The sequence below is a fragment of the Xanthomonas sp. NCPPB 2250 genome (genome assembly GCF_056725265.1).
The window spans coordinates 2,177,432-2,202,694 of record NZ_CM161520.1; the positions used below are offsets into that span (position 1 = coordinate 2,177,432).

27 protein-coding genes are annotated in these 25,263 nt (G+C 69.6%); 16 read left to right on the top strand and 11 right to left on the bottom strand.

Annotation, left to right across the window (positions count from 1 at the left end; genetic code table 11):
* The first annotated feature begins 33 nt into the window (after positions 1-33).
* Positions 34-957: an IS110 family transposase gene (locus AC1PMG_RS09080; RefSeq protein ID WP_481110172.1), complete on the top strand. Its 924-nt coding sequence runs from the start codon at positions 34-36 to the stop codon at positions 955-957.
* A 30-nt stretch (positions 958-987) separates the two neighbouring features.
* Here AC1PMG_RS09080 and AC1PMG_RS09085 read toward each other — a convergent pair whose 3' ends face one another.
* From AC1PMG_RS09085 to can, 7 genes are all read right to left on the bottom strand, one after another.
* Positions 988-1,674, bottom strand: a complete 687-nt coding sequence (locus AC1PMG_RS09085) for a DUF2461 domain-containing protein (protein WP_481111371.1) — start codon at positions 1,672-1,674, stop codon at positions 988-990.
* Positions 1,671-3,110 carry an exodeoxyribonuclease I gene (gene sbcB / locus AC1PMG_RS09090; protein ID WP_481111372.1) on the bottom strand — a complete coding sequence of 480 codons (1,440 nt, stop codon included), beginning with the start codon at positions 3,108-3,110 and terminating at the stop codon, positions 1,671-1,673. Before sbcB ends, AC1PMG_RS09085 begins: the two co-directional genes overlap by 4 nt.
* Before the next feature lie 145 nt (positions 3,111-3,255).
* Positions 3,256-4,620 (bottom strand): FAD-dependent oxidoreductase, encoded by a 1,365-nt coding sequence (locus AC1PMG_RS09095; RefSeq protein WP_481111373.1) that lies wholly within the window; start codon positions 4,618-4,620, stop codon positions 3,256-3,258.
* Positions 4,621-4,666: 46 nt separating this feature from the next.
* Positions 4,667-5,938, bottom strand: coding sequence for a kynureninase (kynU, locus tag AC1PMG_RS09100; protein WP_481111374.1), 1,272 nt, complete (start codon positions 5,936-5,938; stop codon positions 4,667-4,669).
* A 139-nt stretch (positions 5,939-6,077) separates the two neighbouring features.
* Positions 6,078-8,222, bottom strand: a complete 2,145-nt coding sequence (locus AC1PMG_RS09105; protein ID WP_481111375.1) for an FUSC family protein — start codon at positions 8,220-8,222, stop codon at positions 6,078-6,080.
* Positions 8,223-8,253: 31 nt separating this feature from the next.
* The gene (locus tag AC1PMG_RS09110) at positions 8,254-8,775 is read right to left on the bottom strand and encodes a 3-hydroxyanthranilate 3,4-dioxygenase (protein WP_481111376.1); all 522 of its coding nucleotides are present in this window, start codon (positions 8,773-8,775) and stop codon (positions 8,254-8,256) included.
* Positions 8,776-8,812: 37 nt separating this feature from the next.
* The gene (gene can, locus AC1PMG_RS09115) at positions 8,813-9,475 is read right to left on the bottom strand and encodes a carbonate dehydratase (protein ID WP_481111377.1); all 663 of its coding nucleotides are present in this window, start codon (positions 9,473-9,475) and stop codon (positions 8,813-8,815) included.
* Between the two features lie 194 nt (positions 9,476-9,669).
* On the opposite strand from can, the gene AC1PMG_RS09120 reads away from it, so the two are divergent.
* From AC1PMG_RS09120 to AC1PMG_RS09160, 9 genes are all read left to right on the top strand, one after another.
* Positions 9,670-10,209 carry a glycoside hydrolase family 108 protein gene (locus AC1PMG_RS09120; RefSeq protein ID WP_481111378.1) on the top strand — a complete coding sequence of 180 codons (540 nt, stop codon included), beginning with the start codon at positions 9,670-9,672 and terminating at the stop codon, positions 10,207-10,209.
* Positions 10,210-10,279: 70 nt separating this feature from the next.
* Positions 10,280-10,858, top strand: coding sequence for a DUF2589 domain-containing protein (locus AC1PMG_RS09125; RefSeq protein ID WP_173003349.1), 579 nt, complete (start codon positions 10,280-10,282; stop codon positions 10,856-10,858).
* A gap of 12 nt (positions 10,859-10,870) precedes the next feature.
* Positions 10,871-11,503, top strand: coding sequence for a DUF2589 domain-containing protein (locus AC1PMG_RS09130; RefSeq protein ID WP_026143450.1), 633 nt, complete (start codon positions 10,871-10,873; stop codon positions 11,501-11,503).
* 46 nt (positions 11,504-11,549) lie between these two features.
* Complete coding sequence (locus AC1PMG_RS09135; protein WP_017910927.1) at positions 11,550-11,810, top strand: hypothetical protein; 261 nt, start codon at positions 11,550-11,552, stop codon at positions 11,808-11,810.
* The gene (locus AC1PMG_RS09140; protein WP_342071980.1) at positions 11,810-12,268 is read left to right on the top strand and encodes a hypothetical protein; all 459 of its coding nucleotides are present in this window, start codon (positions 11,810-11,812) and stop codon (positions 12,266-12,268) included. The genes AC1PMG_RS09135 and AC1PMG_RS09140 overlap by 1 nt, the downstream gene beginning before the upstream one ends.
* A complete protein-coding gene (locus tag AC1PMG_RS09145) occupies positions 12,261-12,449 on the top strand; it encodes a hypothetical protein (RefSeq protein ID WP_017910929.1) in 189 nt (62 codons plus the stop codon). The genes AC1PMG_RS09140 and AC1PMG_RS09145 overlap by 8 nt, the downstream gene beginning before the upstream one ends.
* 41 nt (positions 12,450-12,490) lie before the next feature.
* A complete protein-coding gene (locus AC1PMG_RS09150) occupies positions 12,491-13,273 on the top strand; it encodes a hypothetical protein (protein ID WP_481111379.1) in 783 nt (260 codons plus the stop codon).
* A 174-nt stretch (positions 13,274-13,447) separates the two neighbouring features.
* Positions 13,448-14,368, top strand: coding sequence for a hypothetical protein (locus tag AC1PMG_RS09155; RefSeq protein WP_481111644.1), 921 nt, complete (start codon positions 13,448-13,450; stop codon positions 14,366-14,368).
* Positions 14,369-14,702: 334 nt separating this feature from the next.
* Positions 14,703-15,413 (top strand): response regulator, encoded by a 711-nt coding sequence (locus AC1PMG_RS09160; RefSeq protein WP_017912470.1) that lies wholly within the window; start codon positions 14,703-14,705, stop codon positions 15,411-15,413.
* A 75-nt stretch (positions 15,414-15,488) separates the two neighbouring features.
* On the opposite strand, the gene AC1PMG_RS09165 is transcribed toward AC1PMG_RS09160, so the two are convergent.
* Genes AC1PMG_RS09165 through asnS form a run of 4 tightly spaced genes read right to left on the bottom strand, consistent with a single transcriptional unit; the run spans position 15,489 to position 18,153 of the window.
* Positions 15,489-16,109 carry an FMN-binding negative transcriptional regulator gene (locus tag AC1PMG_RS09165; RefSeq protein WP_481111380.1) on the bottom strand — a complete coding sequence of 207 codons (621 nt, stop codon included), beginning with the start codon at positions 16,107-16,109 and terminating at the stop codon, positions 15,489-15,491.
* Between the two features lie 10 nt (positions 16,110-16,119).
* Complete coding sequence (locus tag AC1PMG_RS09170) at positions 16,120-16,434, bottom strand: hypothetical protein (protein WP_019800125.1); 315 nt, start codon at positions 16,432-16,434, stop codon at positions 16,120-16,122.
* Positions 16,431-16,736 (bottom strand): hypothetical protein, encoded by a 306-nt coding sequence (locus AC1PMG_RS09175; protein ID WP_017907180.1) that lies wholly within the window; start codon positions 16,734-16,736, stop codon positions 16,431-16,433. The genes AC1PMG_RS09170 and AC1PMG_RS09175 overlap by 4 nt, the downstream gene beginning before the upstream one ends.
* A 22-nt stretch (positions 16,737-16,758) precedes the next feature.
* Entirely contained in the window at positions 16,759-18,153 is a 1,395-nt protein-coding gene (asnS, locus tag AC1PMG_RS09180) for an asparagine--tRNA ligase (protein ID WP_017907179.1), read from the bottom strand.
* Positions 18,154-18,290: 137 nt separating this feature from the next.
* Between asnS and AC1PMG_RS09185 the strand changes: the two genes are divergently transcribed.
* The 6 genes from AC1PMG_RS09185 (at position 18,291) to zipA (ending at position 24,992) form a co-directional block, all read left to right on the top strand.
* Positions 18,291-18,638 (top strand): HesB/IscA family protein, encoded by a 348-nt coding sequence (locus AC1PMG_RS09185; RefSeq protein WP_481111381.1) that lies wholly within the window; start codon positions 18,291-18,293, stop codon positions 18,636-18,638.
* A 346-nt stretch (positions 18,639-18,984) separates the two neighbouring features.
* Entirely contained in the window at positions 18,985-19,419 is a 435-nt protein-coding gene (rpsF, locus tag AC1PMG_RS09190; RefSeq protein ID WP_010342529.1) for a 30S ribosomal protein S6, read from the top strand.
* A gap of 11 nt (positions 19,420-19,430) precedes the next feature.
* The gene (rpsR, locus tag AC1PMG_RS09195) at positions 19,431-19,661 is read left to right on the top strand and encodes a 30S ribosomal protein S18 (protein ID WP_002804494.1); all 231 of its coding nucleotides are present in this window, start codon (positions 19,431-19,433) and stop codon (positions 19,659-19,661) included.
* A gap of 194 nt (positions 19,662-19,855) precedes the next feature.
* Positions 19,856-20,305, top strand: a complete 450-nt coding sequence (gene rplI, locus AC1PMG_RS09200; RefSeq protein WP_048492024.1) for a 50S ribosomal protein L9 — start codon at positions 19,856-19,858, stop codon at positions 20,303-20,305.
* Positions 20,306-20,636: 331 nt separating this feature from the next.
* The gene (gene smc / locus AC1PMG_RS09205) at positions 20,637-24,140 is read left to right on the top strand and encodes a chromosome segregation protein SMC (protein WP_481111382.1); all 3,504 of its coding nucleotides are present in this window, start codon (positions 20,637-20,639) and stop codon (positions 24,138-24,140) included.
* Positions 24,141-24,254: 114 nt separating this feature from the next.
* Entirely contained in the window at positions 24,255-24,992 is a 738-nt protein-coding gene (gene zipA, locus AC1PMG_RS09210; RefSeq protein WP_152182579.1) for a cell division protein ZipA, read from the top strand.
* The last annotated feature ends 271 nt before the right edge of the window (positions 24,993-25,263 follow it).

Here is a 25,263-nt window from a genome sequence, read left to right on the forward strand (position 1 = left end):
CTCTCGTCCCTGAGTCTACTGTGGAGAACGTCTATGCGGCGCTATGTCGGGATCGATGTATCCAAGGCCGAACTGGTCATTCATGTCCTGCCGGACGAGCAGGCCTGGACCCAGCCCAATACGCCACAGGGGCAGTGTGCGCTGGCCCAACGTCTGGCTGGGCTGGGCTGCGAGCGGATCGTGCTGGAAGCCAGCGGTGGCTACGAACGTGCCGTGCTGCAGGTGCTCCGAAAGGCAGGCCTGCCGGCGGTGCGGATGGCCGCCGATCGTCCGCGCAAGCTAGCCCAGGCCTTGAGCCTGCATGCCAAGACCGATGCCCTGGACGCGCGCCTGCTGGCCATGGCTGCCCAGCGCATCCCGACCACGCCCACGCCCGTGGTGCCCGAGCACCAGCAGTCTCTTCGCGAACTGCTGGACCTGCGCGCCACCGTGGTCGGTCAGCGCGATGCCCATCGGCGGCGCCTGGAGCACATCACCAGCGCCAAGGTGCAACGCCACTGCCGAGAGGTAATCGCTCTGCTGAACCAGCAGATCCAGACGTTGACGCAGGAGATCGAGCAGCAGGGCAGGACCTGCTCGAGCCTCCCCAAGGTGCCAGGGCTCGGCACGATCCTGCGCGCGGTCCTGGCCGCGCGGCTGCCGGAACTGGGCACGCTGCCGCCGCGCAAGATCGCCGCCTTGGTCGGACTGGCCCCGTTCAATCACGACAGTGGTTGCTGGAAAGGCCAGCGCCGCATCAAAGGCGGACGTGCCGACGTGCGAGGCGTGCTGTACATGGCCACCTGGGCCAGCATCCGCGCCAAATCCCCCTTGGCCAACACCTACGCGCGCCTGCGCGCAGCGGGCAAGCCGGCCAAGGTCGCCATCGTCGCCTGCATGCACAAGTTCCTGCGCTGGCTCAATGCCATCGCGCGCGATCAGGCCCAATACGCTCCTCCTGTCATCGCGGCTGCTTGACAGTTGACTCCTACGGGAAGCACTGCCGTTCTAGAACTCCAGATCCAGCGCCGCGCACAGATAGTCCACGAACGGGCCCAGCGTCTGCAGGTCGGCGGCGACCTGCGTGCGCAGCCGCGGGCCGGTCATGGTCGCGTCGTCGAGCTGGCGCCAGAACACCCAGTTCTTGTGCTTGAGGTCGTCGATGTAGTCGAAGTCGGCCGGGAAACCGCGCGGCGGCCGCACCAGCATCTCGCTTTCCTCGAAGCCGAAGCGGCGACGCAGCGCCGGCGCATGCGCGGCGGCCTTCCAACTGCCGGGATTGTCGAAGATGAACTGGCGCACCTTGCGCTGCGTGTCCGGTTCCGGATGCCACAGCCCGGCGCCGACGAAGCTCTCGCCCGGCTGCAGGTGGATGTAGAACGAGGGCGCCGGCACCTGCTTGCGCCGCTCGTGGAACAGGCGCGCACCCTGCCAGGTCTTGTACGGCGACTTGTCATGGGAGAAGCGCGCGTCGCGGTGGATGCGGAACAGCGAGCCGCCGACGCCGCGCGGATCGGCGCGGAAATGCTCGCTGACCTGGGCCAGGTCCGGCTGCAGGTCGGTGATCAGGCGCAGGAACGGCTGGCGCACGTGTTCTTCGTACTTGTGCCGGTTGTCGTTGAACCAGGCCTTGTCGTTGTGCCGGGCCAGGGCCCGCAGGAACTTGAAGCTGGCGTCGCTGAAATAGCTGGTCATAGGCTGCGTTGCAGGTCGTGGCCCCAGGCGGCCAACTGGTCGAGCAGGGCTTGCTTGGTAGCATCCTGCGGGTGAGCCAGGCGTAAACCGGCCAGTTCCGCGTAGAAGGCGTCGAAGCTCAGTTCGGACAGGCCGCTGTCCTGCTGCAGGCGCTGCCGCCGGTAGTCGTCCCAGCGCGCCTGCTCGGCGATGGACAGGCTCTGCGGCCAGTTGCGTGCGCGGTAGCGGAACAGCAGTTCGGGCAGGCGTGGATCGCGGAACTGGCCTTCCAACGCGGCCAGCTGCGCCGGCGGCGTGGCGCGGACCTGGGCCATCGTGCGCTTGTCGCCATCGGCGAGGAAGCCGTCGTACAGCGAGGCGTCGACATCGGCCGGCGCCGTGGCGCGCTCGCTGGCGAACACCCGCCGCACCTTCTCCGCCAGCGCCGGGCCGGCCTCGCGCAGGCGCGCGGCCTTGGCCAGCAGCTGCACCGGGTCCAGCTGCAGCCGGGCGAAATCCGCCTCGCGCAGGTGCGCCCAGGCGACCAGCGCCGGCGCCTTGTTCAGATGCACTTCCTTGAGCGGGATGCGCTGTTCGCCCTCGGGCAGGTCGGCCTGCGGGGTGTACAGGCGGTCAGCGATCTGTTCCGGCGAATAGCGCAGCAGCGGCTCGATGTCGCCTTCCAGGTCGAACACCAGCACCCGGCTGTCGATGCGCGGGTGCCGCGCCAGCGGCAGCACCGGCGCCGCGCACAGGCGCGCAGCCGGATAGCGCATCGACACGTGCAGCACCGGCTGCATCGCCACCCCGTCGAGCAAGCTGCCGCAGAAGCGCTTGTCGCGCAGCTTCAGCGCGTACTCCCACAGCCGCGGCTGGCTGCGGCGGAAATGCCGGGCCATGCCGATGGTCGCGTACACGTCGGACAGCGCCTCGTGCGCATCGCCGTCGCGCACGCCGTTGGCCAGCGCCAGCTGCTCCAGCTTGAACGAGGTGGCGCCGTCCTCGCGCTGCGGCCAGACGATGCCCTCCGGGCGCAGCGCGTGCATCAGCCGCAGCATGTCCAGCAGGTCCCAGCGCGAGTTGCCGTTGCGCCATTCGCGTTCGTAGGGATCGTAGAAGTTGCGGAACAGGCCGTGGCGCACGAACTCGTCGTCGAAACGCAGCGAGTTGTAGCCCAGCGTGCAGGTCTGCGGCCGCGCCATCTGCTCGGCGATGCGCGCGAACGCCTCGGCTTCGCTGACGCCCTCGCGGAGTGCCTGCTGCGGGGTGATGCCGGTGATCAGGGTGGCGACCGGCGAGGGCAGCAGGTCGTCGGCCGGCTTGACGAAGAAACTGATCGGCTCCTCGATCACGTTGAGTTCGGCATCGGTGCGCACCGCGGCGAACTGCGCGATGCGCGTGCGCCGCGGATCGGCGCCGAAGGTTTCCAGGTCGTAGAAGAGGAAGCTGTCTGGCATGTGGGTCGAATGGTGCGGGCAAGGCAGGCGAGGCGCGAAGCGTGGGAGTGCGTGTAGGAGCGGCTTCAGCCGCGACGGGCGTTACCGGAAATGCCTATCGCGGCGCTCCTACGGAAGACCGGACACCCTGACAGGGTACGCCGGTTCAATGCGCCCCCTCCAGCGGCGTCAGCCGCGCGTGCACGATGCGCTCCAGCCAGCTCCAGTCGATCCGCGACAGATCGCTATGGCCCTGCGTGGCCTGGACCAGGATGTCGCGCTGTACCTCGCTGCGTTCCAGCGCCTGCGCGTACGGCGTGCGCAGGAAGGTGACCATGGTGTAGTGCGGCACGAAGCGGGTCGGATGCCGCGCCTGCAGGGCCTGGCCGAGTTCGCGCTGCAGCAGGAAGCCGGCATCGCCGACGCGGTCGCGCATTTCCACGTAGTTCTCCAGCGCCATCTGTTGGATCGCGCCGGCGTTGGGCTTGCGCTCGGCCTCGAAGGCGGCATAGGCGCGCGCCAGGTCCGGCTCGCGCTGCAGGTGCGCGGCCAGCGCCGCGCAATCCTCGAACGCGCAGTTCATGCCTTGCCCGTGGAACGGTACCATCGCGTGCGCGGCGTCGCCCAGCAGTACCGCGCGGCCGTCCAGGTGCCAGCGCTCCAGACGCAGCGTGCCGAGCAGGCCCGGCGGATGCTGCTCCCAATGCTCGGCCAGTTGCGGCATCAGCGGCAGCGCATCGGCGAAGTCGCGCGCGAACAGTGCGAGCGCCTCCTCGCCGCTGCGCACGGTGGCGAAGCTGGGCTCGCCCTTGTTGGGCAGGAACAGGGTGACGGTGAAGGTGCCTTCGTGATTGGGCAGGGCGATGCACATGTAGTGCCCGCGCGGCCAGATATGCAGGGCGTTGGCTTCGATGCGGAAGCCGCCGTCGGCGCCGGGCGGGATCTCCAGTTCCTTGTACGAGTGGTCGAGGAACTCGATGTGCTCGGCCATCGGCGCCTTGCGCTGCATCGCCGCGCGCAGCGCCGAGCCGGCACCGTCGGCGCCGATCATGCTGTCGAAGCGGATGTCGTGCGGCTGGTCGTCGCGGTCGTCGATGAAACGCGCATAGCCGGCATCGAAATCCACGGTGTGCAGGCGCCGGTAGAAGTGGATGCGCGCGCCGGCCTGTTCGGCGAGCTGCAGCAGGGTGATGTTGAGATCGTTGCGGTGTACCGACCAGATCACCTCGCTGTCGTCGCGGCCATAGCGCTGCAGCTGCTGGTGGCCGTCGGCGAAATGCACCATGCGCCCGCGCATCATCACCGCCTTGGCCATCACTGCGGCATCGGCACCGGCCTGGCGCAGCACGTGCAGGCCGCGTTCGGCCAGGGCCAGGTTGATCGAGCGGCCGCGCTCGTAATCGTGCACGCGCGGGTCGCCACGACGCTCGTAGACGGTGACCTGCCAGCCCTGGCGCGAGAGCAGGATGGCGAGCAGGGAGCCGGCCAGGCCGGCGCCGATCAGGGTGATGCTGCGGGGGGATGCGTTCAATGCGGTGTCCGGAAGGCGCGGCAGGCCGCCGCGCGGAGAAGGCGGCTCAGATGCCGGCCCAGGTTTCCACTTCCTCGACGAAGCGGTAGACGTCGCGGTAGCGGTTGTACAGCGGCACCGGGCTGATCCGGATCACGTCCGGCTCGCGCCAGTCGCCGAGCACGCCGACCGATTGCAGGTACTCGAACAGGGCACGGCCGCGCTCCCGCCCGCCGGCCACGCGCAGCGACAGCTGGCAGCCGCGTTGCGCCGGGTCGGACGGGGTGATGATCTGCAGGGTGTCGGCCAGGCGGGCGCGGATCAGCGTCTCCAGGTAGCCGGTCAGTTGCTGCGATTTCTGCCGCAGCGCGTCCAGCCCGGCGCGCTCGAACAGGTCCAGCGAGGCGCGCAGCGGGGCCATGCTCAGGATCGGCGGATTGCTCAGCTGCCAGCCGTCGGCTCCGGGCGCAGCGACGAACTCGGGCGCCATGCGGAAACGGGTGCGCTTGTCGTGGCCCCACCAGCCGGCGAAGCGCGGGGTCTCGCCGTGGCCGTGGCGTTCGTGCACGAAGGCGCCGGCGACCGCGCCGGGGCCGGCGTTGAGGTATTTGTAGTGGCACCACACCGCGAAGTCCGGCGCGGCATCGTGCAGGTGCAGCGGCACGTTGCCGATGGCGTGGGCCAGGTCGAAGCCGACCGCGGCGCCGGCCGCGCGCGCCAGCCGCGCCACCGCGGCCAGGTCGAAGGCCTGGCCGGTGCGGTACTGCACGCCCGGCCACAGCACCAGCGCCAGGCGCGGGCCGTGCTCGGCGATGGCGCGCTCGATCGCCGCCAGCGACACGGTGCCGTCGGCACCGTCGGGCTGCACTTCGATCAGGTCGGTGGCCGGGTCGAAGCCGTGGAACCGGATCTGCGAGGCTACCGCATGCTGGTCGGAGGGGAACGCGCCGGCCTCGATCAGGATCGCCGGGCGCTCGCGGGTGGGTCGGTAGAAGCTGACCATGAGCAGGTGCAGGTTCACCGTCAGCGTGTTCATCGCCACCACTTCGTGCGGATGCGCGCCGACCAGGCGCGCCAGCGGCGCAGCTAGCAGTTCGTGGTAGGTCATCCACTGCGTGTCGCCGTTGAAATGGCCTTCCACCGCCAGCGACGACCACTTGTCCAGCACCTCCTGCACCGCGGCGCGCGCGCCGCGCGGCTGCAGGCCCAGCGAGTTGCCGACGAAATAGGCCTGGTCGGCGCCCTGGTGCTGCGGGAACAGGAACTCCTGGCGCAGGGCCCGCAGCGGATCGGCGGCGTCGAGGGCGATGGCGTGCTGGCGGGACAGGATCTCGTTCATCGGCATTGGGTTCCGGGAAGCAGGGCGAGAGTCTAGAGCGTGTAGGACGACGGAAGGTGAGTGCGTGGCATAGCGCGGGGCGAGGCCACGTGTCCCTCTGCAACAGCGACGGCGCGGCCGGCGCGAGGCGATGGCACGTTCATCCGCTGCGGTGCGCGGTCACCGGCGGTTGTTCCTTGGCGGCCGCGGCAGCCGGCAGCAAGGCGCTGCGGACCAGGTGGGTCAGGGTACCGATGCTGTCGGCGACGCGGTCGCTGGTGTCGGCCAGCGCGGGCAGCGCGCCGCCGTCGCTGCCGTCCTGCGGCTGCGCGGCCAGCGCCTCGGCCAGGCGCCGCTCGCCCGCGCGCAGGCTGGCCTGCGCCGGCGGCGTGCCGGTGCGCAGGCTCTCGGCCAGTTCGGTCAGTGCGGCATGCGCCTGTTGCCGGAACTGCTGCAGCTCCGGCAGGGGCGGCAATGGCGGTGCATCGCGCAGCACCGCCTCCAGCGCCAGCGAGGCGCGGATCAGCCGGTTGCCGTTGGCCAGCACCGATTCGGCCAGGGTCAGTTCGCGCAGGTTGCGCTTGCGCCGCGGCTCGCCGCGCAGGCGTTCGATCGAGGCCTGCGCGTTGGTGCGCGCGGTGCGCGAGGCCGCGCGGGTCTCCGGCAGCGCCTGCAGGCGGCCTTCCAGCACCGCGTCGAGATGGTCGCGGTAGGCGAGCAGCAACTGCGCCAGGATCGCGCGGATGTGCTTGCGTTCCCAGGTCGGCCACAGCGCGTAGGCCGCCAGCGCCAGCGCGCTGCCGAGCACGGTGGCCTGGATGCGCTCGCCGATCGCCTCGCCCGGGGCCATGCCCTCGAACGACAGCAACAGCACCAGCATGCCGGTCAGGCAGGCCACGCCGAGCCCGTAGTTGACCTGAGTCAGCAGGCGGAACCCCAGGCAGAACACGGTCAGCAACAGCAGCCGCACCACCGCCCCGTCCATCACGAAGTGCGCCAGCACGGTGGCCAGCAACAGCCCGCCGAAGGTGCCGGCCACGCGCAGCGCGCCGAAGCTGAGGGTGCCGCCGAAATCCGGCTTGAGCACGATCGCCGTGGTCATCGGGATCCAGTAGCCGTGCGGGATCGCCTGCCAGCGGGCGAACAGCACCGCCAGCGCCAGGCACACGCCGCAGCGCAGCGCGTGGCGGAACGCCACCGAGGACAGCTTCAGATTCGCCCGCAAGGTCTGCAGCGGCGCCAGCGGGCGCAGCGCCGCCGGCAACTGCGCCTCGGCCAGTTCGGCCTGGATCTCGCCGCGGCTGCTGGCCCAGCGGCCATTGCGCGCCAGCGCGCGCAGCTGGCCGCCCAGGCCCTGCGCGCGGGCCACGGCGATGCGCAGCAGGCGGCGTTCGCGGGTGTCCTCGGCCTGCGCCTGCACCTGCGCCAGGGCGTCGACCAGATCGTCGAACCCGGTCATCGAGGCGGTGGCTGCGGCCGGGTCCTCGGCAGTGTCCAGCGCGTGCGCGAGCTGGTCCAGCACCACCGCGCTGCGTTCGAGCACGCGCTCGATCGGCAGCCGCGCGGGCGACGCTGCGTCCAGGCGTCCGTGCAGGTCGGCCAGGGTCAGCAGCTCCAGCCGCGCGCGTTCGCACAGCTCGGCGATCACCCGGAACGCCTGCACCGCACGCCCGCGCGAGCGATGTTCGCCGTGCAGCATCACCATCGCCTCGAGCACCGCTTCGGTCGCCGGCGGCGCGGCGGTCGCGCCGGGCCGCTGGCGGGCGATGCCGGCCAGTTGCCGCATCAGGTCGGCCAGGGCGAAGCGTTCCGGGCGGTAGCGCTGCAGCGGCCAGGCGGCCAGCGCCATCAGCATCTGCAGCACGCCGCCGGCGAAGATCAGCGTGGCCACGCCCACGCTCTGCAGCGGCGGCAGGCGTACGTCGGCGCTGACCACCAGCAGGATCATGCTGGTCAGCCCGACCCGCGCCGCCACCGGGCCCAGCGCCACCAGCAGACCGCCGCCCAGGCCGAGCAGCAGCGCGCTCAGCGCCAGCGCCACGGTGTGCGCGCCGATCAGCATGCCCAGCAGCGCGGCCACGCCTGCCGCCAGCGCGGCCATCAGCATGCGCTGCATCCGCGCCCGATACGGACCGGGCTGGTCGGAGAACATGGTGTTGAGGGCGCCGGTGGACACCGCCAGGCCCAGTTCGGCATGGCCGGCGGCCACGCCCAGCGCCAGCGGCGCGACCACCGCGGCGGTGTTGCGCAGGGCCACGCGCACCGGCACGTCGCGCGGCTTGAGCGCGATCAGGCTGCGCAGCATCGCGATCCGGAACGGCGCGGGGGCAGGGCGGTCACGGCGCGTCGGCCGCCGGCCGCGGATGCACGTGGCCGCAGTTGGCGCAGGTGCGCAGCGATTCGGAGGCGTAGAAGCGCGCGAACACCGGCGGGAAGTCGGTCTCGATGTTCTGCAGCGGGAAGTAGTGTTCGTACAGCAGGTGGTTGCAGCGCTCGCAGAACCACAGCAGGCCGTCCTGCTCGTGCGGCAGGCGCCGCCGCTCGATCACCAGGCCGACCGAGTTCGCGCCGCGCTGCGGCGAGTGCGGCACCTTCGGCGGCAGCAGGAAGGTCTCGCCGGCGCGGATCGGGATCTCGCGCACCGCGCCGTCCTCCTGGATCTTCAGCACCATCTCGCCTTCGAGCTGGTAGAACCACTCCGGGCCTTCGTCGTAGTGGTAGTCGCTGCGCGCGTTCGGCCCGCCGACCACCATCACGATGAAGTCGCCGGCGTGGATGCACTTGTTGCCCACCGGCGGCTTCAGCAGGTGCCGGTGGGCGTCGATCCAGGCGTGCAGGTTGAGCGGGCCGGGGAGCATGCGGATCCTTGATCGAGATGGCGGAGCGGCGCGCCGCTCAGCGGTCCTCGCGGTCCTGGCTGATGCGTGCCAGGGCGGCATCGTAGCGCGGCGCCAGGTCGTCGATGCGGCCAAGTTCCATGCCCAGGTCGTGCACGCGGCCGTCGCGCAGGCTGTAGACCCAGCCGTGCACGGTCAGTTCCTGGCCGCGCGCCCAGGCGTCGAGCACGATCGAAGTGCGGCTGACGTTGACCACCTGCTCTAGCACGTTGAGCTCGCACAGGCGCGCGTGCTGCACGTTGAGGTCGCCGGCCTGCTGCAGGCACTGCTCGTGCTTCTCGGCCACGTCGGTGACGTGGCGGATCCAGTTGTCGACCAGGCCCAGCCGCGCGCGGGTCAGGCCCGCGTGCACGCCGCCGCAGCCGTAGTGGCCGACCACCAGGATGTGCCGCACCTTCAGCACCTCGACCGCGAACTGGATCACCGACAGGCAGTTCAGGTCGGTGTGCACGACCACGTTGGCGATGTTGCGGTGGACGAACACCTCGCCCGGCGCCATGTCGATGATCTGGTTCGCCGGCACCCGCGAGTCGGAGCAGCCGATCCACAGGTACTCCGGGGTCTGCTGCTTGGACAGGCGGCTGAAGAACTCCGGATCCTCGCGGTTGATGCGTTCGGACCAGGAGCGGTTGTTGTCCAGCAGTTGTTCGATTTTGCTCATAGTCCGGCATTATTCCAGAAGCCCGCGGCCGGTGCGCGGCATGCGCCGACGCTGGTACCCGGATGGCTGGCATCCGCATGCACGCGGCGCCTCAGTGCGCAGCCGCCGCCGGATCGGGCTTTTGCCGATCCCGCCGATGCCGCCCGCTGCGCAGACTTCCTCCACGCCCACACCGGGCATCAGCGGAGGATCCCATGGCCGACTTCAACGCGTTCTTTCCGACCCTGCTCAAGCACGAGGGCGGCTTCGTCAACGACCCGGTGGATCCGGGCGGCGCCACCAACAAGGGCATCACCCTGGCCACGTTCCGCGTGTACGCCAAGAGCCTGCTGCAACTGGAACCGACCCTGGACAACCTGCGCGCGCTCACCGACGCGCAGGCCGGGGTGATCTACAAGACCTGCTACTGGAACGCGGTGCACGGCGACGAGATCGCGCTGCAGCCGCTGGCCAACATCCTGTTCGACTTCCAGGTCAACGCCGGCAACAACGCGATCAAGCTGCTGCAGCGCGTGCTCAACGCGCAGACCCCGACGCTGCAGCTGCCGGAGGACGGCAAGCTCGGCCCGGCCACGCTGGCGGCGCTGCTGGCGGCCGACCAGCGCGATCTCTATGCCCGCTACAAGCAGGGCCGGCGCGACTACTACCAGCGCCTGGTCGCGGCCAAACCGCCGCTCGCCAAGTTCCTCAAGGGCTGGCTGGCGCGCACCGACTCCTTCCCCGACCTGAGCTGAGTGCGCGCGCGGCAAGCGCCGCCGTTCCGCTGCCGTCGCCGACGGCGGCCTTCTTCCTCCAGGAGCGACCATGGCTGGACCGACCGCATTGAACGACCTGATCGAAGCGCTGGCCGGCGCCGTGATCGAGGCGCAGGACCGCATCGAGCAGCACCAGATGGCCAACCTCGGCGATTACTTCGACGAGTTCCACCGGCCCAAGAGCGTGATCATCCGCCTGCCGTCGCAGCACCCGCAGGCCGCCGAAGGCGATGAGGACTACTACCGCGCGCCGCTGCTGCCGCTGGTCTCGACCAACGTGCTGCGGATCAAGGACGTGGAGATCAGTTTCGATGCGCAGCTCGGCGACCTCGGCGGCCTGCAGTCCGCCGACGGCTTCTTCGCGCCGGAGTCGCCCGGCCCGCGCGGTGCCTGGCAGGCCAAGCGCACCGCCACCCGTTCCAGCGTGCGCGTGGATACCAGCGCCAGCGCGCGGAGCCAGCGCCAGAGTGCCGTCCACGTCGTGTTGCGCGTGGAGGGGACCGAACCGACTGACGGAGCGGCCAGATTGCTCAACCATCTGGCGCAGACGCAGGGCGTGTTCAAGACGGTCATGGCCGACAAGCCGGACGTCGCGGGCACGGACGATGTAACCAATCCCACCAACTAAGGAGTCACTGCAATGGCTGACGAACTCGTCAATATGTCAAGTCAATTCAAGGGTCTGCCGATGGGCGACCTGATCGGCGGCCCGCTCGATGCGGCCTGCGACGCGCAGGTCAAGCTGGCCCGCGCCACCGCCGATTTCATCCGCGTCATCGGCTTCCTGCCGCCGGACAACCCCGATCCGAAGAATCCGCAGGCGACCGGCGCCACCCGCACCGCCAGCTTCCGCTTCAAGCGGCCGGTCGACGATCCGGACAAGGCCGGCGGCATCGCCGAGGAAGAGGTCGAACTGGAAGTGCCGCTGCTGGCCATCGTCAACGTGCCCAGCCTGAGCATCCAGACCGTGGACATCACCTTCGACATGGAAGTGAAGTCGTCCTTCTCCTCGAAGGAGAAGACCGATGCCTCGGCGTCGATGTCGGCGGACGTGGAATACGGCTTCGGCCTGTTCAAGGCCAAGGTGCATATCCAGGGCTCGGTCTCCACCAGCAAGGAGAACACGCGCAGCTCGGACAACTCGGCCAAGTACCACGTCTCGGTGCATGCCGCGGACAAGGGCCCGCCGGAAGGTCTGGCGCGGGTGCTGGACATCCTGCAGACCTCGGTGGCGCCGCGCAAGATCGGCAAGCCCGAGCCGGTTCCCGCGTAAGTCCATAGCGGTCCGTTGAACCATCTCGTCGGGGGACTCGTCAACGATGTTCGACCTTACTGAAGTCAAGTTCGTCAAGCGGGTCGTGGTCGGCAGCGACAACCCGACGCAGATGCAATCGCCCGAGCAGATCGAAGCCGCGCGGGCCTTGCTCAACCGCTGCCTGAGCGATTCGCCGAAGGGCGCGATCATCGGCACCGAGAAGAATTTCGCCGTGCTGCAGATCGGCGAGCACCAGGTGGTGATGCAGTGGCTGTGCTACCACGTGGGCTTCCCGCGCAAGCCCGGCTGGATGAAGGACGACTGATGGCCAGCCTGCGCTGCGAGTTCGACCTGCTGCTGCAGGGGCTGTCGGCGGCCCTGCTGGATGCGCAGCGGCGCTGCCGCGCGCGTCACGCACAGGCCTTGCGCGCCTGCTTCGGCGCAGGCGAGACGCTGCCGGTGGCCTCGGACGCGGCCGAGCCGCCGACGCTGCAGATCCCGTTGTGGGAGCTGCGCGCCTGGCAATTGCCGCAGATCGGCGAACTGGCCCTGGCCTTCGACGTCGAACTGGACGTGGAGGAGGTGCCGGACGAGGCGCCGCGTCTGCTGCTGCAGGTGTTGCCGCGCCGGCCGCGGCGGCCCGGGCACCGCCTGCAGATCCTGTTCCGCGGCACCCACACCCCGGTCGGCGAGGTGCTGTTCGACGGTCAGCGGCTGAAGCTGTGGCAGCTGTCCGATGCGCCCGCCCCGCACGATCCCGCCCAGGAGACCGCACATGCGTAGACACGGCTTCATCCTGTCCCGGCACGACACCGACCTGTGGTGCCGAGAACTGCACATCGACCTGCGCTCGCTGGCCCGCGCGCAGCGGCTGCGCCGGCGTCGACGCCGGGCGCTGTGGCTGCTTGCCGTACTGTGCCTGGTGGCGGCCGTGGTGGCGCTGCTCTGGTTCGGTCTGTCCTGACCGCGCCCATCGTTTCCTTTCGTTTCCAACAGGAGAGTCGCATGCGTATCCGTTCGCGTGGTGTTGCGCGTTTCCCGCTCTGGCTGGCGCTGTGCCTGACCATGCCGTTCGCCGCCGGTGCCGCACCGCAGGCGCCGACGCCTGCTGCGCCGGCCGCAGCGTCCAACGCAGACGCGCTGCCGCCCGGCGAATGGAGCGGCACCCTGGCGCTGGATGCGCAGCGCCTGGCGGCCGTGCGCCTGGCCCAGCGCGACGGCAAGGCCAGGCTGATGTTCGGCTCGCCGTTGAACTGCGCCTTGCTGGTCAAGCCGCAACCGGGCGCCGGTTTCGCACTGGAATCGATCAATGGCGGCGCCTACTGCGACAAGCTGATGGGCAAGCCGCTGCGCGTGCAGCGCAGCGGCGACGACCTGCGCTTGAACGTCGACGGCAAGGACCTGCCAGTGGTGCTGCATGGCGATCCGGGCCAGCCCAGCCCGCTGCAGGGCACGTGGCGCGGGATGGCGCGCTCCGAGCGCGGCGATCGGGACGTTGCCGTGGACCTGAGCATCGCCGCGACCCCGCAGGCACCGGGCAAGCCCACGGTGCAACTGCGCTACGGCGCACCACGCCAGTGCGGAGTGCAGGCGTATTACGCCGGCATGCGTGAAGGAACGTCGGCGTATTCGCTGGATATCGCCCGCGGCGGCTATTGCGATCTCCTGAGCGACGGCCAACTGACCCTGCGCGCCAGGCCGGACGGCAAGCTCGAGCTGCAGATCCTGGACCGCGCCGGGACGCGTCGGGACAGCGCGCTATTGGAACGCGTCCCCGCCAACCCGTAATCCGTCGCGCAGACGCGCCGGCCGTCGTTTCCGTCCAGGAGTCGTGCGATGAACCTCGTCTGGATCAAGACGCTGGCCGGCGCCGCGTGGCGCCGGCTCACCGCGGCCCGTCGTGCCGGACCGCGCCTGCCGCCGCCGGGCATCCTGCCGCAACTGCGCGCCGAGTGCGAAGCGATGGCGCGCTATGCGCTGGAGCACGGCATGGCCGTGCCGCCGGAGCTGATCGCCCGCCTGTCGGCGCTGCTGGGCGCCGGCACGCCGGACGCCGATGGCGGCGACATCGAGGTGCACGCGCACGAACTGGCGCTCACCCACCGGCGGTTGGCGCAACTGATCCGCCCGGCCACGCCGCAGGCGGTGTTCCTGCTCGATGCCGAGCGCCGCCGACCGCACTGGGCGACCCTGCTCGGCCCGCTGCCGCTGGTGCGCGCGCTGACCGCCACCTCGCTGCTGTTCCTGTTCGCGGTGGTGGCGACGGCCCTGTCCAGCAAGGTCAGCGCGGACAACGTGCGCCTGGGCTTCCTGGATTCCTCGGGCAGCGTGTTGCTGTGGAATGCGCTGTTCCTGCTGTTCTGCGCGGGCCTGGGCGCCTCGTTCTCCTCGCTGTTCCAGGTGCACCGCTACGTCGCCGACGCCAGCTACGACCCCAAGTACGACGCCTCCTACGGCGCGCGCATGATCCTGGGCCTGATCGCCGGGCTGATCCTGGTCGAAGTGTTGCCGCCGGATCTGTTCGAAAGCGGCAGCATGCGCAGTTTCGGCAAGCCGACCCTGGCGATGCTGGGCGGCTTCTCCGCGACCGCGGTGTACCGTCTGCTGCAGCGTCTGGTCGATCTGATGGAGACGCTGGTGCGCGGCGATACCTCGGCACAGGCGCAGGCGTCGCTGGAAGTGCAGCGCGCCAGCAACGACACCGAGCGCATGCGCTGGCAAGGCGAGTTGGCCGCGCAGTTGATGGCGCTGCAGCAGTCGATCGAGGCCGGCACGCCGCCGGCGGCGATCCAGCAGCGCCTCGCCGAGTTCGCCCGCGGGATGCTGCAGGTGGAAGCCGCGCGTCTGCCACCGCCGCCATCGCCATCGCCGGCAGCGGACTGAACCCGACGGCGCGGTACCGGCGCATCGCCGGTGTTCCGATCATCATGCGTCGGCGCAGGACTTCGTTCTGCGTCACAGCGCGTGCGCGGTAGCACGGGATTCTGTCTACGAACCGAGACGAATGCGGCAATCCGCACAAGTTCAGCCGTCGTCGCCATCCATATCAGCCTGAAGCCGATGGCCGCCATGACACGGCGTGACAAGCTGAGAACGTAACGCAAGCGCAGGTTCAGCGCTGTCGCATCGATTGAAAAAGGGGCGCGTCGCGCTGCAGGGGGACGCGGGTTGCCGCGCGGTCGCGCGTTGGGAGTTCCATTGCCAACACAGGTAGAGAATGAACACACGTATCGTGATTGCCGCCGAACGCAGCATCGTGCTGGAGGGCATGGTGGCCCTGCTCAACAACACGCCGGACATCGACGTGGTCGGCCACGCGGTCGACGGACTGGAGTGCGTGCAACTGGTGACCCGACGGCAGCCGGATATCGTGCTGATGGACGTGATGCTGCCGGGCCTCAACGGCATCGAGGCCACCCGCCGGCTGCTGCAGCGCAGCCCGCGCAGCAAGGCGATCTGCATCGCCGCCTCCGATGCGGCGGCCAACGTGCGCGCGGCCATCGACGCCGGCGCCAAGGGCTACCTGGCGCGCAACAGCACCTTCCACGAATTGCTGCGCGCGATCCAGCAGGTCGGCAACGACCAGCTGTACATCAGCCCGCAACTGTCGCAGTCGCTGGTCAGCGAGTACCGCTGTCCGCCCGGCGATGCCGTCTCCGCCTATACGCTGCTGACCTCGCGCGAACGCGAGATCGTGCAGTTGCTGTCCGAGGGCCTGTCGACCAAGGAGATCGCCGCGCGCCTGCACATCAGCGTCAAGACCATCGGCACCCACCGCGAGCACATCATGCTCAAGCTGGGCATGCAGAGCATCGCGCAACTGACGCGCTATGCGATCCGCGAAGGTCTGTCGCCGCTGGAGGGAGGCAGGGCCAGTGCGCGCCATGCCGGGCACGACCGGCAGGGACCGGCCAGCCGTTGTGGGTGAGGCGGCGCACGCCGCCGCGCGTGCTGTGGCGGTGCGCACAATTTCATGGTCAGCCGCGCTGCGTGGCGGCGTGGTTCAGTCCGGACGTCGCGCGTGCATCAGCGCCGCGACGGCCTGCGCGCCGGTGTCGGCCTGGTCCCGCAGCGCCTCGCGTACCGCGGCCTGGTTGGCTGGCGGATGGTTCTGGCTGAGCTTGAACTTCAATTCGACCCGCTCGACCTCCAGGCGGAAGCCGACGATGCCGCGCAACTGGCGCCGGTGCGCGTCGTTGTCCGGCTCGTAGCGCCAGTCGCTGCCCAGCGCGCGTTCGTGGCGTTCGCTCAGCCGCGCCACCACATCGGCCAGCATCGCTTCGTCGTCGCTGGGCTGCAGGTGTCCGTGCAAATGTGCGGTGGCGTAGTTCCAGGTCGGTACCCGCGCCATCGCTTCCTTGTCCGGATACCAGCTCGGCGACACGTAGGCATGCGGGCCGTGCACGATCAGCAAGGCCGGCCCGGCGTGTCGGGCCTGCGGGTTGGCCCGCGACCAATGGCCTTCGACCAGGATGCGTTCGCCGTCGCGCCGGTACAGCACCGGCAATGGCGTGGCGCAGGGCAGGCCGTCGGCGACGGTGACCAGCGTGGCGAACGGGTGGTCCGCGATCAGCGCATCGAGCGCGCCCAGGTCGTGTTCGGCGAAGGCGGGCGCCACGTGCATCGCAGCAGGATCAGGCGCGCGCGCCCAGGGTCTGGGTCATGCGCCCGCGCAGGCCGGCGTCGTCGTCGGCCTGCGGCGGCGACACCTCGCCCAGCGAGAAGCCGCGCGCACGCGCATCGTCCTCGTCCAGGCCATCGAAGGCGACGAATTCGGCATCGAACAGCGCCGCGCGGGCGGTGTCCTCGCTGTCGTAGCTGAGGGTGTTGCCGTCGCTGTCCAGCACCTCGGCGGTGCCGGCGTCGCGCACGCGCAGGCGTGCCCACACCAGCAGGCGGCCGAGGCTGGCCAGGTACCACTGATCGTGGGCGGGAGAATCTGAGGTCATGGAATCACCAGGGAAAGCAGCCAGAGCAGGGCGGCCATGCCCAGGCCGAAGAAGATGGTCATCAGCGACAGCCAGGCCGGCGTCGCCAGCCCGGACAATCCGCGGTCGCCGAGCGGACGGTAGCGCCGCGCCAGCAGCCAGCCGAGCGCGACCGGCTTGAGGAAGGCACCCGGCCCGAACGCCGCCACCAGCGGCGGATGGCGGTCGCGGATGTGCACCAGGGTCAGCGGCCAGAAGATCAGGAACGCGCTGGCCCCGGCGATCGCCACGCCGACGAAGCACAGCGCGAAGAACAGGATCATGGCGCGCGCTCCCCGTGCCCGCTCAGAACTCGGCGCTGCCCGGGGCGCGCGGGTAGGGGATGGCGTCGCGGATGTTGCTCAGCCCGCACACGTACACCACCAGCCGCTCGAAGCCGAGGCCGAAGCCGGCATGCGGCACCGTGCCGTAGCGGCGGAAGTCGCGGTACCAGCCGTAGTGCTGCGGATCCAGGCCGAACTGCAGCATGCGCGCGTCGAGCACGTCCAGGCGCTCCTCGCGCTGGCTGCCGCCGATGATCTCGCCGATGCCGGGGGCCAGCACGTCCATCGCCGCGACGGTCTTGCCGTCGTCGTTCAGGCGCATGTAGAAGGCCTTGATGTGCTCGGGGTAGTTGGTCACCACCACCGGGCGGCCGACGTGCTGCTCGGTCAACCAGCGCTCGTGCTCGGTCTGCAGGTCCAGGCCCCATTCCACCGGGAACTCGAACTTCTGCCCGGACTTCTGCAGCAGGCCGATCGCATCGCCGTACTCGATGCGCTCGAACGGCGAGTTGATGAAGGTCTCCAGCTTGCTGATCGCGGTCTTGTCCACGCGCTCGGCGATGAACGCCAGGTCGTCGGCGCGCTCGTCCAGCACCGCGCGGAACAGATACTTGAGGAAGTCCTCGGCGACCCGCGCATCCTCGGCCAGGTCGGCGAAGGCGATCTCCGGCTCGATCATCCAGAACTCGGCCAGGTGCCGGGTGGTGTGGCTGTTCTCGGCGCGGAAGGTCGGGCCGAAGGTGTAGACCTTGCTCAGCGCCAGGCAGTAGGCCTCGACGTTGAGCTGGCCGGACACGGTCAGGAAGGTCTCCTTGCCGAAGAAGTCGCGGCCGAAGTCGACCTGGCCCTGCGCATCGCGCGGCAGGTTGGCCATGTCCAGGGTGGAGACGCGGAACATCTGCCCGGCACCTTCGGCGTCGGAGGTGGTGATGATCGGCGTGCTGATCCAGTTGTAGCCGTTCTGGTGGAAATAGCGGTGCACCGCCTGCGCCAGGCAGTTGCGGATGCGCGTCACCGCACCGAACAGGTTGGTGCGCGGGCGCAGGTGCGCGACCTCGCGCAGGAACTCCGGCGACATCGGCTTGGGCTGGATCGGGTAGGTCAGCGGGTCCTCGACCCAGCCCACCACCTCGACCGCGCTGGCCTGGATCTCGTACGACTGGCCCTTGCCCTGCGACTTGACCAGCACGCCCTTGGCGATCAGCGAGCAGCTGCCGGTGAGCCGCTTGACCTCGTCGAAGTTGGGCAGGGCATCGGTCGCCACCACCTGGATCGGGGCGAAGCAGGAGCCGTCGGACACGTTGATGAAAGCCAGTCCGGCAGATCCGCGCAGCGTGCGCACCCATCCCCGCACCGTGACTTCGCCGCCTTCCGGGATCTTCCCGGCCAGCGCATGTGCAACGCTCACCACCGTCATGACTTGAATCCTCGCCGCAGCGACTCGATATGGAAGGGGCAAGTGTACTGGCTGGAGCGCAGCGCTTGCGAGGCGTGGCGGCGATCGGCCGCCATCCTTCCTATAATGTCCGCTCGCAGTCGCCGGAGTCGTTCGTCATGGCCATCCGTCTCACCCCCGTCGCCCACGCCCGCGTGCAGCGTTTCGTCGCGCAGACGCCTGGTGCGCTGGGCTTGCGTTTCGGCGTGGAGCGCACCGGCTGTTCTGGCTGGGGCCACGTCACCGACCTGGCGCGCGAGGCGCGTCCGGACGACGCGGTGTTCGAGCAGGACGGCGTGCGCATCTATGTCGATGCCACCAGCCTGCCGCTGGTGGACGGCACCGAGATCGACTTCGCCAAGCAGGGCCTGGGCGAGACCTTCGTGTTCCGCAACCCGAATGCCACCGCCGAGTGCGGCTGCGGCGAGAGCTTCACCACCGACGCCGCGCACGCCGGCGCGGCCTGAGCGTCGCCGCTGCGGCGGCGCGGCCTCCTTATGGGATGAGCTCGAAGGCCGGGACCCGGGGCCCGGGACCGGGGACCCGGAAGAGCGGCCGGATGCGCTTCCTGGTGCAGGTGGGTTGAGGCATCTCGCCACGAAAGGCCCGGCGGTCTCGCTTTTCCGGGTCCCGGGTCCCGGCGTCATCGAGTCACGACATCACCCGGCCGCCCGCCACGGCACCTTGTCCGCAGCGGCACTTCTGCGCCATAATGTGCGGCTTCCTGCCTTCCCGGCAGGAGTCCTTGCCCCACCGCCGTCACCAACGCGGGGGGCTGTCCGGCCGCAAGGCCACATCCGAAAGGTAAACACCATGAGTCGTCATTACGAAATCGTGTTCCTGGTCCACCCGGACCAGAGCGAGCAGGTCCCGGCCATGATCGAGCGCTACAAGTCGCTGGTCGAGAACGGCAAGGGCACCATCCACCGTCTGGAAGACTGGGGCCGCCGCCAGCTGGCGTACCCGATCCAGAACCTGGTGAAGGCCCACTACGTCATGCTGAACATCGAAGTGGACCAGGCCGTGCTGAGCGAGCTGGTCGAGAGCTTCCGCTTCAACGACGCCGTGCTGCGCCACCTGGTGATCAAGCGCGACGGCGCCGACACCGAGCAGTCGCTGATCATGAAGAGCAAGGACGAGAAGGCCGACAAGCCCGAGCGCGGTGAGCGCCGTCGTCGCGACGACGAAGAGGGCGATGCGCCCGCCGCCGCCACCGAAACCGACGGCGACGCCGCCGAAGCCGCCTAAGGAGCACGCTCATGTCCAAGTTCTTCCGTCGTCGCAAGTTCTGCAAGTTCACCGCCGAAGGCGTCAAGGAGATCGACTACAAGGATCTCAACACCCTGCGCCAGTACCTCACCGAGAACGGCAAGATCGTGCCGAGCCGCGTGACCGGCACCAAGTCCAAGTACCAGCGTCAGCTGGCCACGGCGGTCAAGCGCGCGCGTTTCCTGGCGCTGATCCCGTACACGGACAACCACGACGTTTGATTCCGGGCCTCCCGGAACGCAACACGGCCCGCACCTCCCGGTGCGGGCATTCAACTGAAGTCTGGCGATCGAAGAGTGCGGTGCCGATCGGGCGCAAATCCCGATTCCCGAATCCCTAATCCCGGCTTCTCCTATTCGGACAGCACCCGTTGCGGCGGCCGCGTGCCGACGCTAACGAATAACGGAGCAAGACCATGCAACTGATTCTTCTGCAGAAAGTGACCAACCTGGGCGGCCTCGGCGACAAGGTCGACGTCAAGCCGGGCTACGGCCGCAATTACTTGGTGCCGCAGGGCAAGGCCGTGCCGGCCACCGCCGCCAACATCGCCGAGTTCGAAGCCAAGCGCGCCGAGTACGAAGCCAAGGCCAAGTCGATCCACGACGACGCCGAAGCCCGCGCCGCCAAGCTGGAAGGCGCCAGCGTGACCGTCAAGGCCAACGCGTCGACCGAAGGCAAGCTGTACGGCTCGGTCGGCCCGCGCGACATCGCCGAGGCCTTCACCGCCGCCGGCCTGCCGCTGGAGAAGGGCGAAGTGGTGCTGGGCGAAGGCGCGTTCCGCAACATCGGCGAGTACGAGGTGCTGGTGCGCCTGCACGCCGACGTGGAAACCACGGTCAAGGTCGTGGTCGAAGCCGACGCCTGATTCCTGCGTCATCGCTGTACCGACACGGGCACCGCAAGGTGCCCTTGTCGTTTTTGCCGACCGGCGCCGCCCTCGGCGGGCCATGCGGCCCTGGCCGGGCGCGGCCGGCGCAAGACCCGTCGGCTGCGAGTGCGACCGCCGTCGCAGCGTCGCGGCCGGGCGCAGGCCGCCCCAGCGCCGCGCAGGGGCCGCTATACTCAGCCACTCGTGTCCGATGTCGGCCCGGCGGTGTAGCCGCATCAATGGGTTGGAAGCAGGACCTCACCTGGATCTTCATTAGCGGCAGCGCAGCTCGGAATGCCGGCGGCGTCTGCCATGGATTGCCCGCACCATGCGCCTGTCGACCATCAAGCTGTCCGGCTTCAAGTCCTTCGTCGATCCGACCACGCTGCACCTGCCGACCAACATGACCGGCATCGTCGGTCCGAACGGCTGCGGCAAGTCGAACATCATCGACGCGGTGCGCTGGGTGATGGGCGAAAGCTCGGCCAGCCGGCTGCGCGGCGATTCGCTGACCGACGTGATCTTCTCCGGGTCCTCGGCGCGCAAGCCGGTGTCGCAGGCCACGGTGGAGCTGATCTTCGACAACACCGACCACACCATCGCCGGCGAGTACGCCTCGTTCAACGAGATCTCGGTCAAGCGCCAGGTCAGCCGCGACGGCAGCAGCAGCTACTACCTCAACGGCACCAAGTGCCGGCGCCGCGACATCACCGATCTGTTCCTGGGCACCGGCCTGGGCCCGCGCAGCTACTCGATCATCGAGCAGGGCATGATCAGCCAGATCATCGAGGCGCGCCCGGAGGACCTGCGCGTGTACCTGGAAGAGGCCGCCGGCATCTCCAAGTACAAGGAGCGGCGCAAGGAGACCGAGACCCGCATCCGCCACACCCGCGAGAACCTGGAGCGCCTGGGCGACCTGCGCGAGGAGATCGGCAAGCAGCTCGAGCACCTCAAGCGGCAGGCGCGCCAGGCCGAGCAGTACCAGGCGCTGCAGGAAGAGCGGCGGATCAAGGACGCGCAGTGGAAGGCGCTGGAATACCGCGGCCTGGACGGACGCCTGCAGGGCCTGCGCGAGGCGCTGGGCCAGGAAGAGACCCGCCTGCAGCAGCTGATCGCCGAGCAGCGCGATGCCGAGGCGCGCATCGAGACCGGCCGCGTGCGTCGCGAGGAGGCCGCCGAAGCGTTGAGCACCGCGCAGGCCGAGGTCTACAAGGTCGGCAGCACCCTGGCCCGGATCGAACAGCAGATCCAGCACCAGCGCGATCTGTCGCAGCGTCTGCACAAGGCGCGCGACGAGGCGCAACTGGCGCTGGCCGAGCTCGGCCAGCACATCGGCACCGACGAGGCCAAGCTGGCGCTGTTGCGCGAATCGGTCGACGTGGCCGGCCCGCAGCTGGAGCAGCTGCAGGAGGACAACGAATACAAGCAGGAAGCGCTGCGCGAGGCCGAGGCACGCCTGGCCGACTGGCAGCAGCGCTGGGAATCGCACCAGCGCAATACCGCCGAAGCCTCGCGCGCCGGCGAAGTGGAGCGCACCCGCGTCGATTACCTGGACCGGCAGTCGCTGGAAGCCGAGCGCCGCCGCGAGGCGCTGGTGGCCGAGCGCGCCGGGCTGGACCTGGACGCGCTGGCCGAGGCATTCGCACAACTGGAACTGCAGCACGAGACCCAGCGCGCCGCGCTTGACGGCCTGACCGAGCAGGTCGAGGCGCGCAAGCAGGCGGTCGCGGCGCTGCAGGACCAGCAGCGCAGCGCGCAGGCCGAGCTGGCCGACGTGCGCAAGCAGGCGCAGGCCGCACGCGGCCGGCTGTCGTCGCTGGAAACCCTGCAGCAGGCCGCGCTCGGCCAGGAGCAGGGCGCAGCAGTGGCCTGGCTGCAGGCGCGCGGGCTGGATTCGGCGGCGCGCGTAGGCGAGCGGCTCAGCGTGGAGAGCGGCTGGGAGAACGCGGTCGAAGGCGCGCTCGGGCAGTTGATCGAAGGCGTGCTGGTGGAGGCGCCGGAAACCCTGGTCGACGCCCTGGGCGAACTTGGCGAAGGCCGCATCGCCCTGGTCAGCGGCGAGGAAGCGGCGGAGACCTTCGCGCCGACCTCGCTCGCGGCCAAGGTGCAGGGGCCGATCGCGATCCGCCGCTTGTTGGCGCGGCTGCACGCGGCCGAGGATTTGACTGCGGCACGGGCGTTACTGCCGCAGCTGGGCGAGGGCGATTCCATCGTCACCCGCGATGGCGCGCGCCTGGGCCAGGGCTGGCTGCGGGTGTCGCGCTCGGGCGCGGCCAAGCAGGGCGCGCTGCTGCGCGAGCGCGAGATCCAGAGCCTGCGCGGCCAGATCGAGACGTTGCAGGAGCGCGAGGCCGACCTCGAACACCGCCTCGGCGAGATGCGCGCGCAATTGCTGGCCGGCGAGCAGCAACGCGAGGACGCGCAGCGCCAGCTGTACCAGGCGCACCGCAGCGCCTCCGAACTGGCCGGGCAGTTGCAGAGCCAGCAAGGAAAGGTCGACGCCGCGCGCACCCGCATCGAGCGCATCGAGCTGGAGGTCGCGCAGCTGCTGGAAACCCTCGACAGCAGTCGCGAGCAGGCGCGTGAGGCGCGTTCCAAGCTGGAGGACGCGGTCACCAGCATGGGCGACTTGGAGTCGGTGCGGCATGCGCTGGAAAGCGAGCGCCGCCAGCTCACCGAGGCGCGCGACCTGGCCCGCGACGCCGCGCGACGGGTGCGCGAGGCGTCGCATGCGCTGGCCCTGACCCTGGAGTCGCAGCGCACCCAGATCGCCTCGCTGAGCCAGGCGCTGGAGCGCATGGGCAACCAGCGCGGACAACTGGACGCGCGCCTGGGCGAACTCAGCGCACAACTGAACGAGGGCGATTCGCCGGTGCTGGCGCTGGAGGCCGAACACCAGGCCGCGCTGAGCGAGCGCGTGCGCACCGACCGCGCGCTCGGCGAGGCGCGTGCGCTGCTGGACGGCATCGACAACGAGCTGCGCGCGCTGGAGCAGACCCGCCAGCAGCGCGACGAGCAGGCGCTGGCGCAGCGCGAACGCATTGCCCAGCGCCGGCTCGACCAGCAGGCGCTGGTGCTCAGCGCCGAGCAGCTGTCGGCAGCGGTGGTCAAGGCCGGCTTCGTGCTCGAAGACGTGATCAACGGCCTGCCCGAACACGCCGACCCGGCCGAGTGGGAGCAGGCGGTGCAGCAGATCGATGGGCGCATGCGCCGGCTGGAGCCGGTCAACCTGGCGGCGATCAGCGAGTACGGCGAGGCCGCGCAGCGCGCCGAGTATCTGGAAGCGCAGGACGTCGACCTGAACACCGCGCTGGAGACGCTGGAAGACGCCATCCGCAAGATCGACCGCGAGACCCGCGGCCGCTTCAAGGACACCTTCGACCGGGTCAACTCCGGCGTGCAGGCGCTGTATCCGCGCCTGTTCGGCGGCGGCCACGCCTACCTGGAACTGACCGGCGAGGACCTGCTGGACACCGGCGTGGCGATCATGGCGCGGCCCCCGGGCAAGCGCGTGTCCAGCATCTCGCTGCTGTCCGGCGGCGAGAAAGCGATGACCGCGGTGGCCCTGGTGTTCGCGATCTTCCAGCTCAACCCGGCGCCGTTCTGCCTGCTCGACGAGGTGGACGCGCCGCTGGACGAGGCCAACGTGGGCCGCCTGGCGGCGATGGTCAAGGAAATGAGCGAGAAAGTGCAGTTCCTGTTCGTCAGCCACAACAAGGCGACGATGGAGGCGGCGCATCAGCTCAGTGGCGTCACCATGCGCGAGCCCGGCGTCAGCCGCCTGGTCAGCGTGGACCTCGAGGAGGCCGCGCGTTTGGCGGGCGCGGCCTGACGTGACATGCTAAAGGACGTGATGCGCGTCGAGGCCTGGTTCCCGCGTTGGCGGACCCGATGCGCACCCAGCAGTTGTTTTCCCCCTGTGTACCCTTGCCGGAGTAACCCCTGAATGTCCGACATGGCAATGCTACGCATCGGCATCCTCGCCGCCGGCTTGCTGTTGATTGCGGCGATCTTCCTGTTCGGCCGCCCGAAGAAACCGAGCCAGGGCCGGCGCGTGGAGCCGGCCGATCCGGCCGCGCCGCGACGCGAACCCTCGCTGGGCGACGCCGCCCCGGCCGCCGGCGATGACGCGCTGGTCGCGCCCGGCGCGGACGGCGAAGCGCACCAGCCCGACCTGGGCCTGCCTGCGGCGGAGGCGCCCGGCGCCGACCTCGGCAAGCGGCCGAGCCAGGATTTCGACAAGATCGTCTCGCTGTACGTCGCCGCCCGCGCCGGGCAGGTGCTGCGCGGCGAGGACATCGTGGTGGCCGCGGAGAAGACCGGCCTGACCTTCGGCCACATGAACGTGTTCCACCGCCTGGTGGAAGGGCATCCCGAGCGTGGTCCGATCTTCAGCATGGCCAGCATCATGAAGCCGGGCAGCTTCGACATGGCGCACATCCGCGAGATGGAGACCCCGGCGATCGCCTTCTTCCTGACCCTGCCGGCGCCGCTGACCGCGCTCGACGCCTGGGAGAAGATGCTGCCGACCGTGCAGCGCATGGGCGAACTGCTCGACGGCGTGGTCCTGGACGACAGCCGCAACGCCCTCGGACGCCAGCGCATCGCCCACATCCGCGACGACCTGCGCGCCTACGACCGCCAGCACCAGGCGCCGCCATTGACGAAGGCGCCGCGCTGGTGAGCGCCGCGCCGGTGGCGCGGCGCCGGGATTGGATAGTCGGGATTGGGGATTCGTAAAAGCGAGTTCCTGGTGCTGGTTCCCCCGCGTGCCTTTCCCTTCTCCCACCGGGAGAAGGTGCCCCGAAGGGGCGGATGAGGGTGCGACTGCCGCCGAGGCCAGAAGCCCCGGCATTGGCTCTCGCGCGTTGCGCCGGATCTAGCGGATTGTGCATCGTGAATGCGATGCACCAAGGCAAAACCAGCCCCGCCTTAGCGACGCCGCAGCCCCGCTT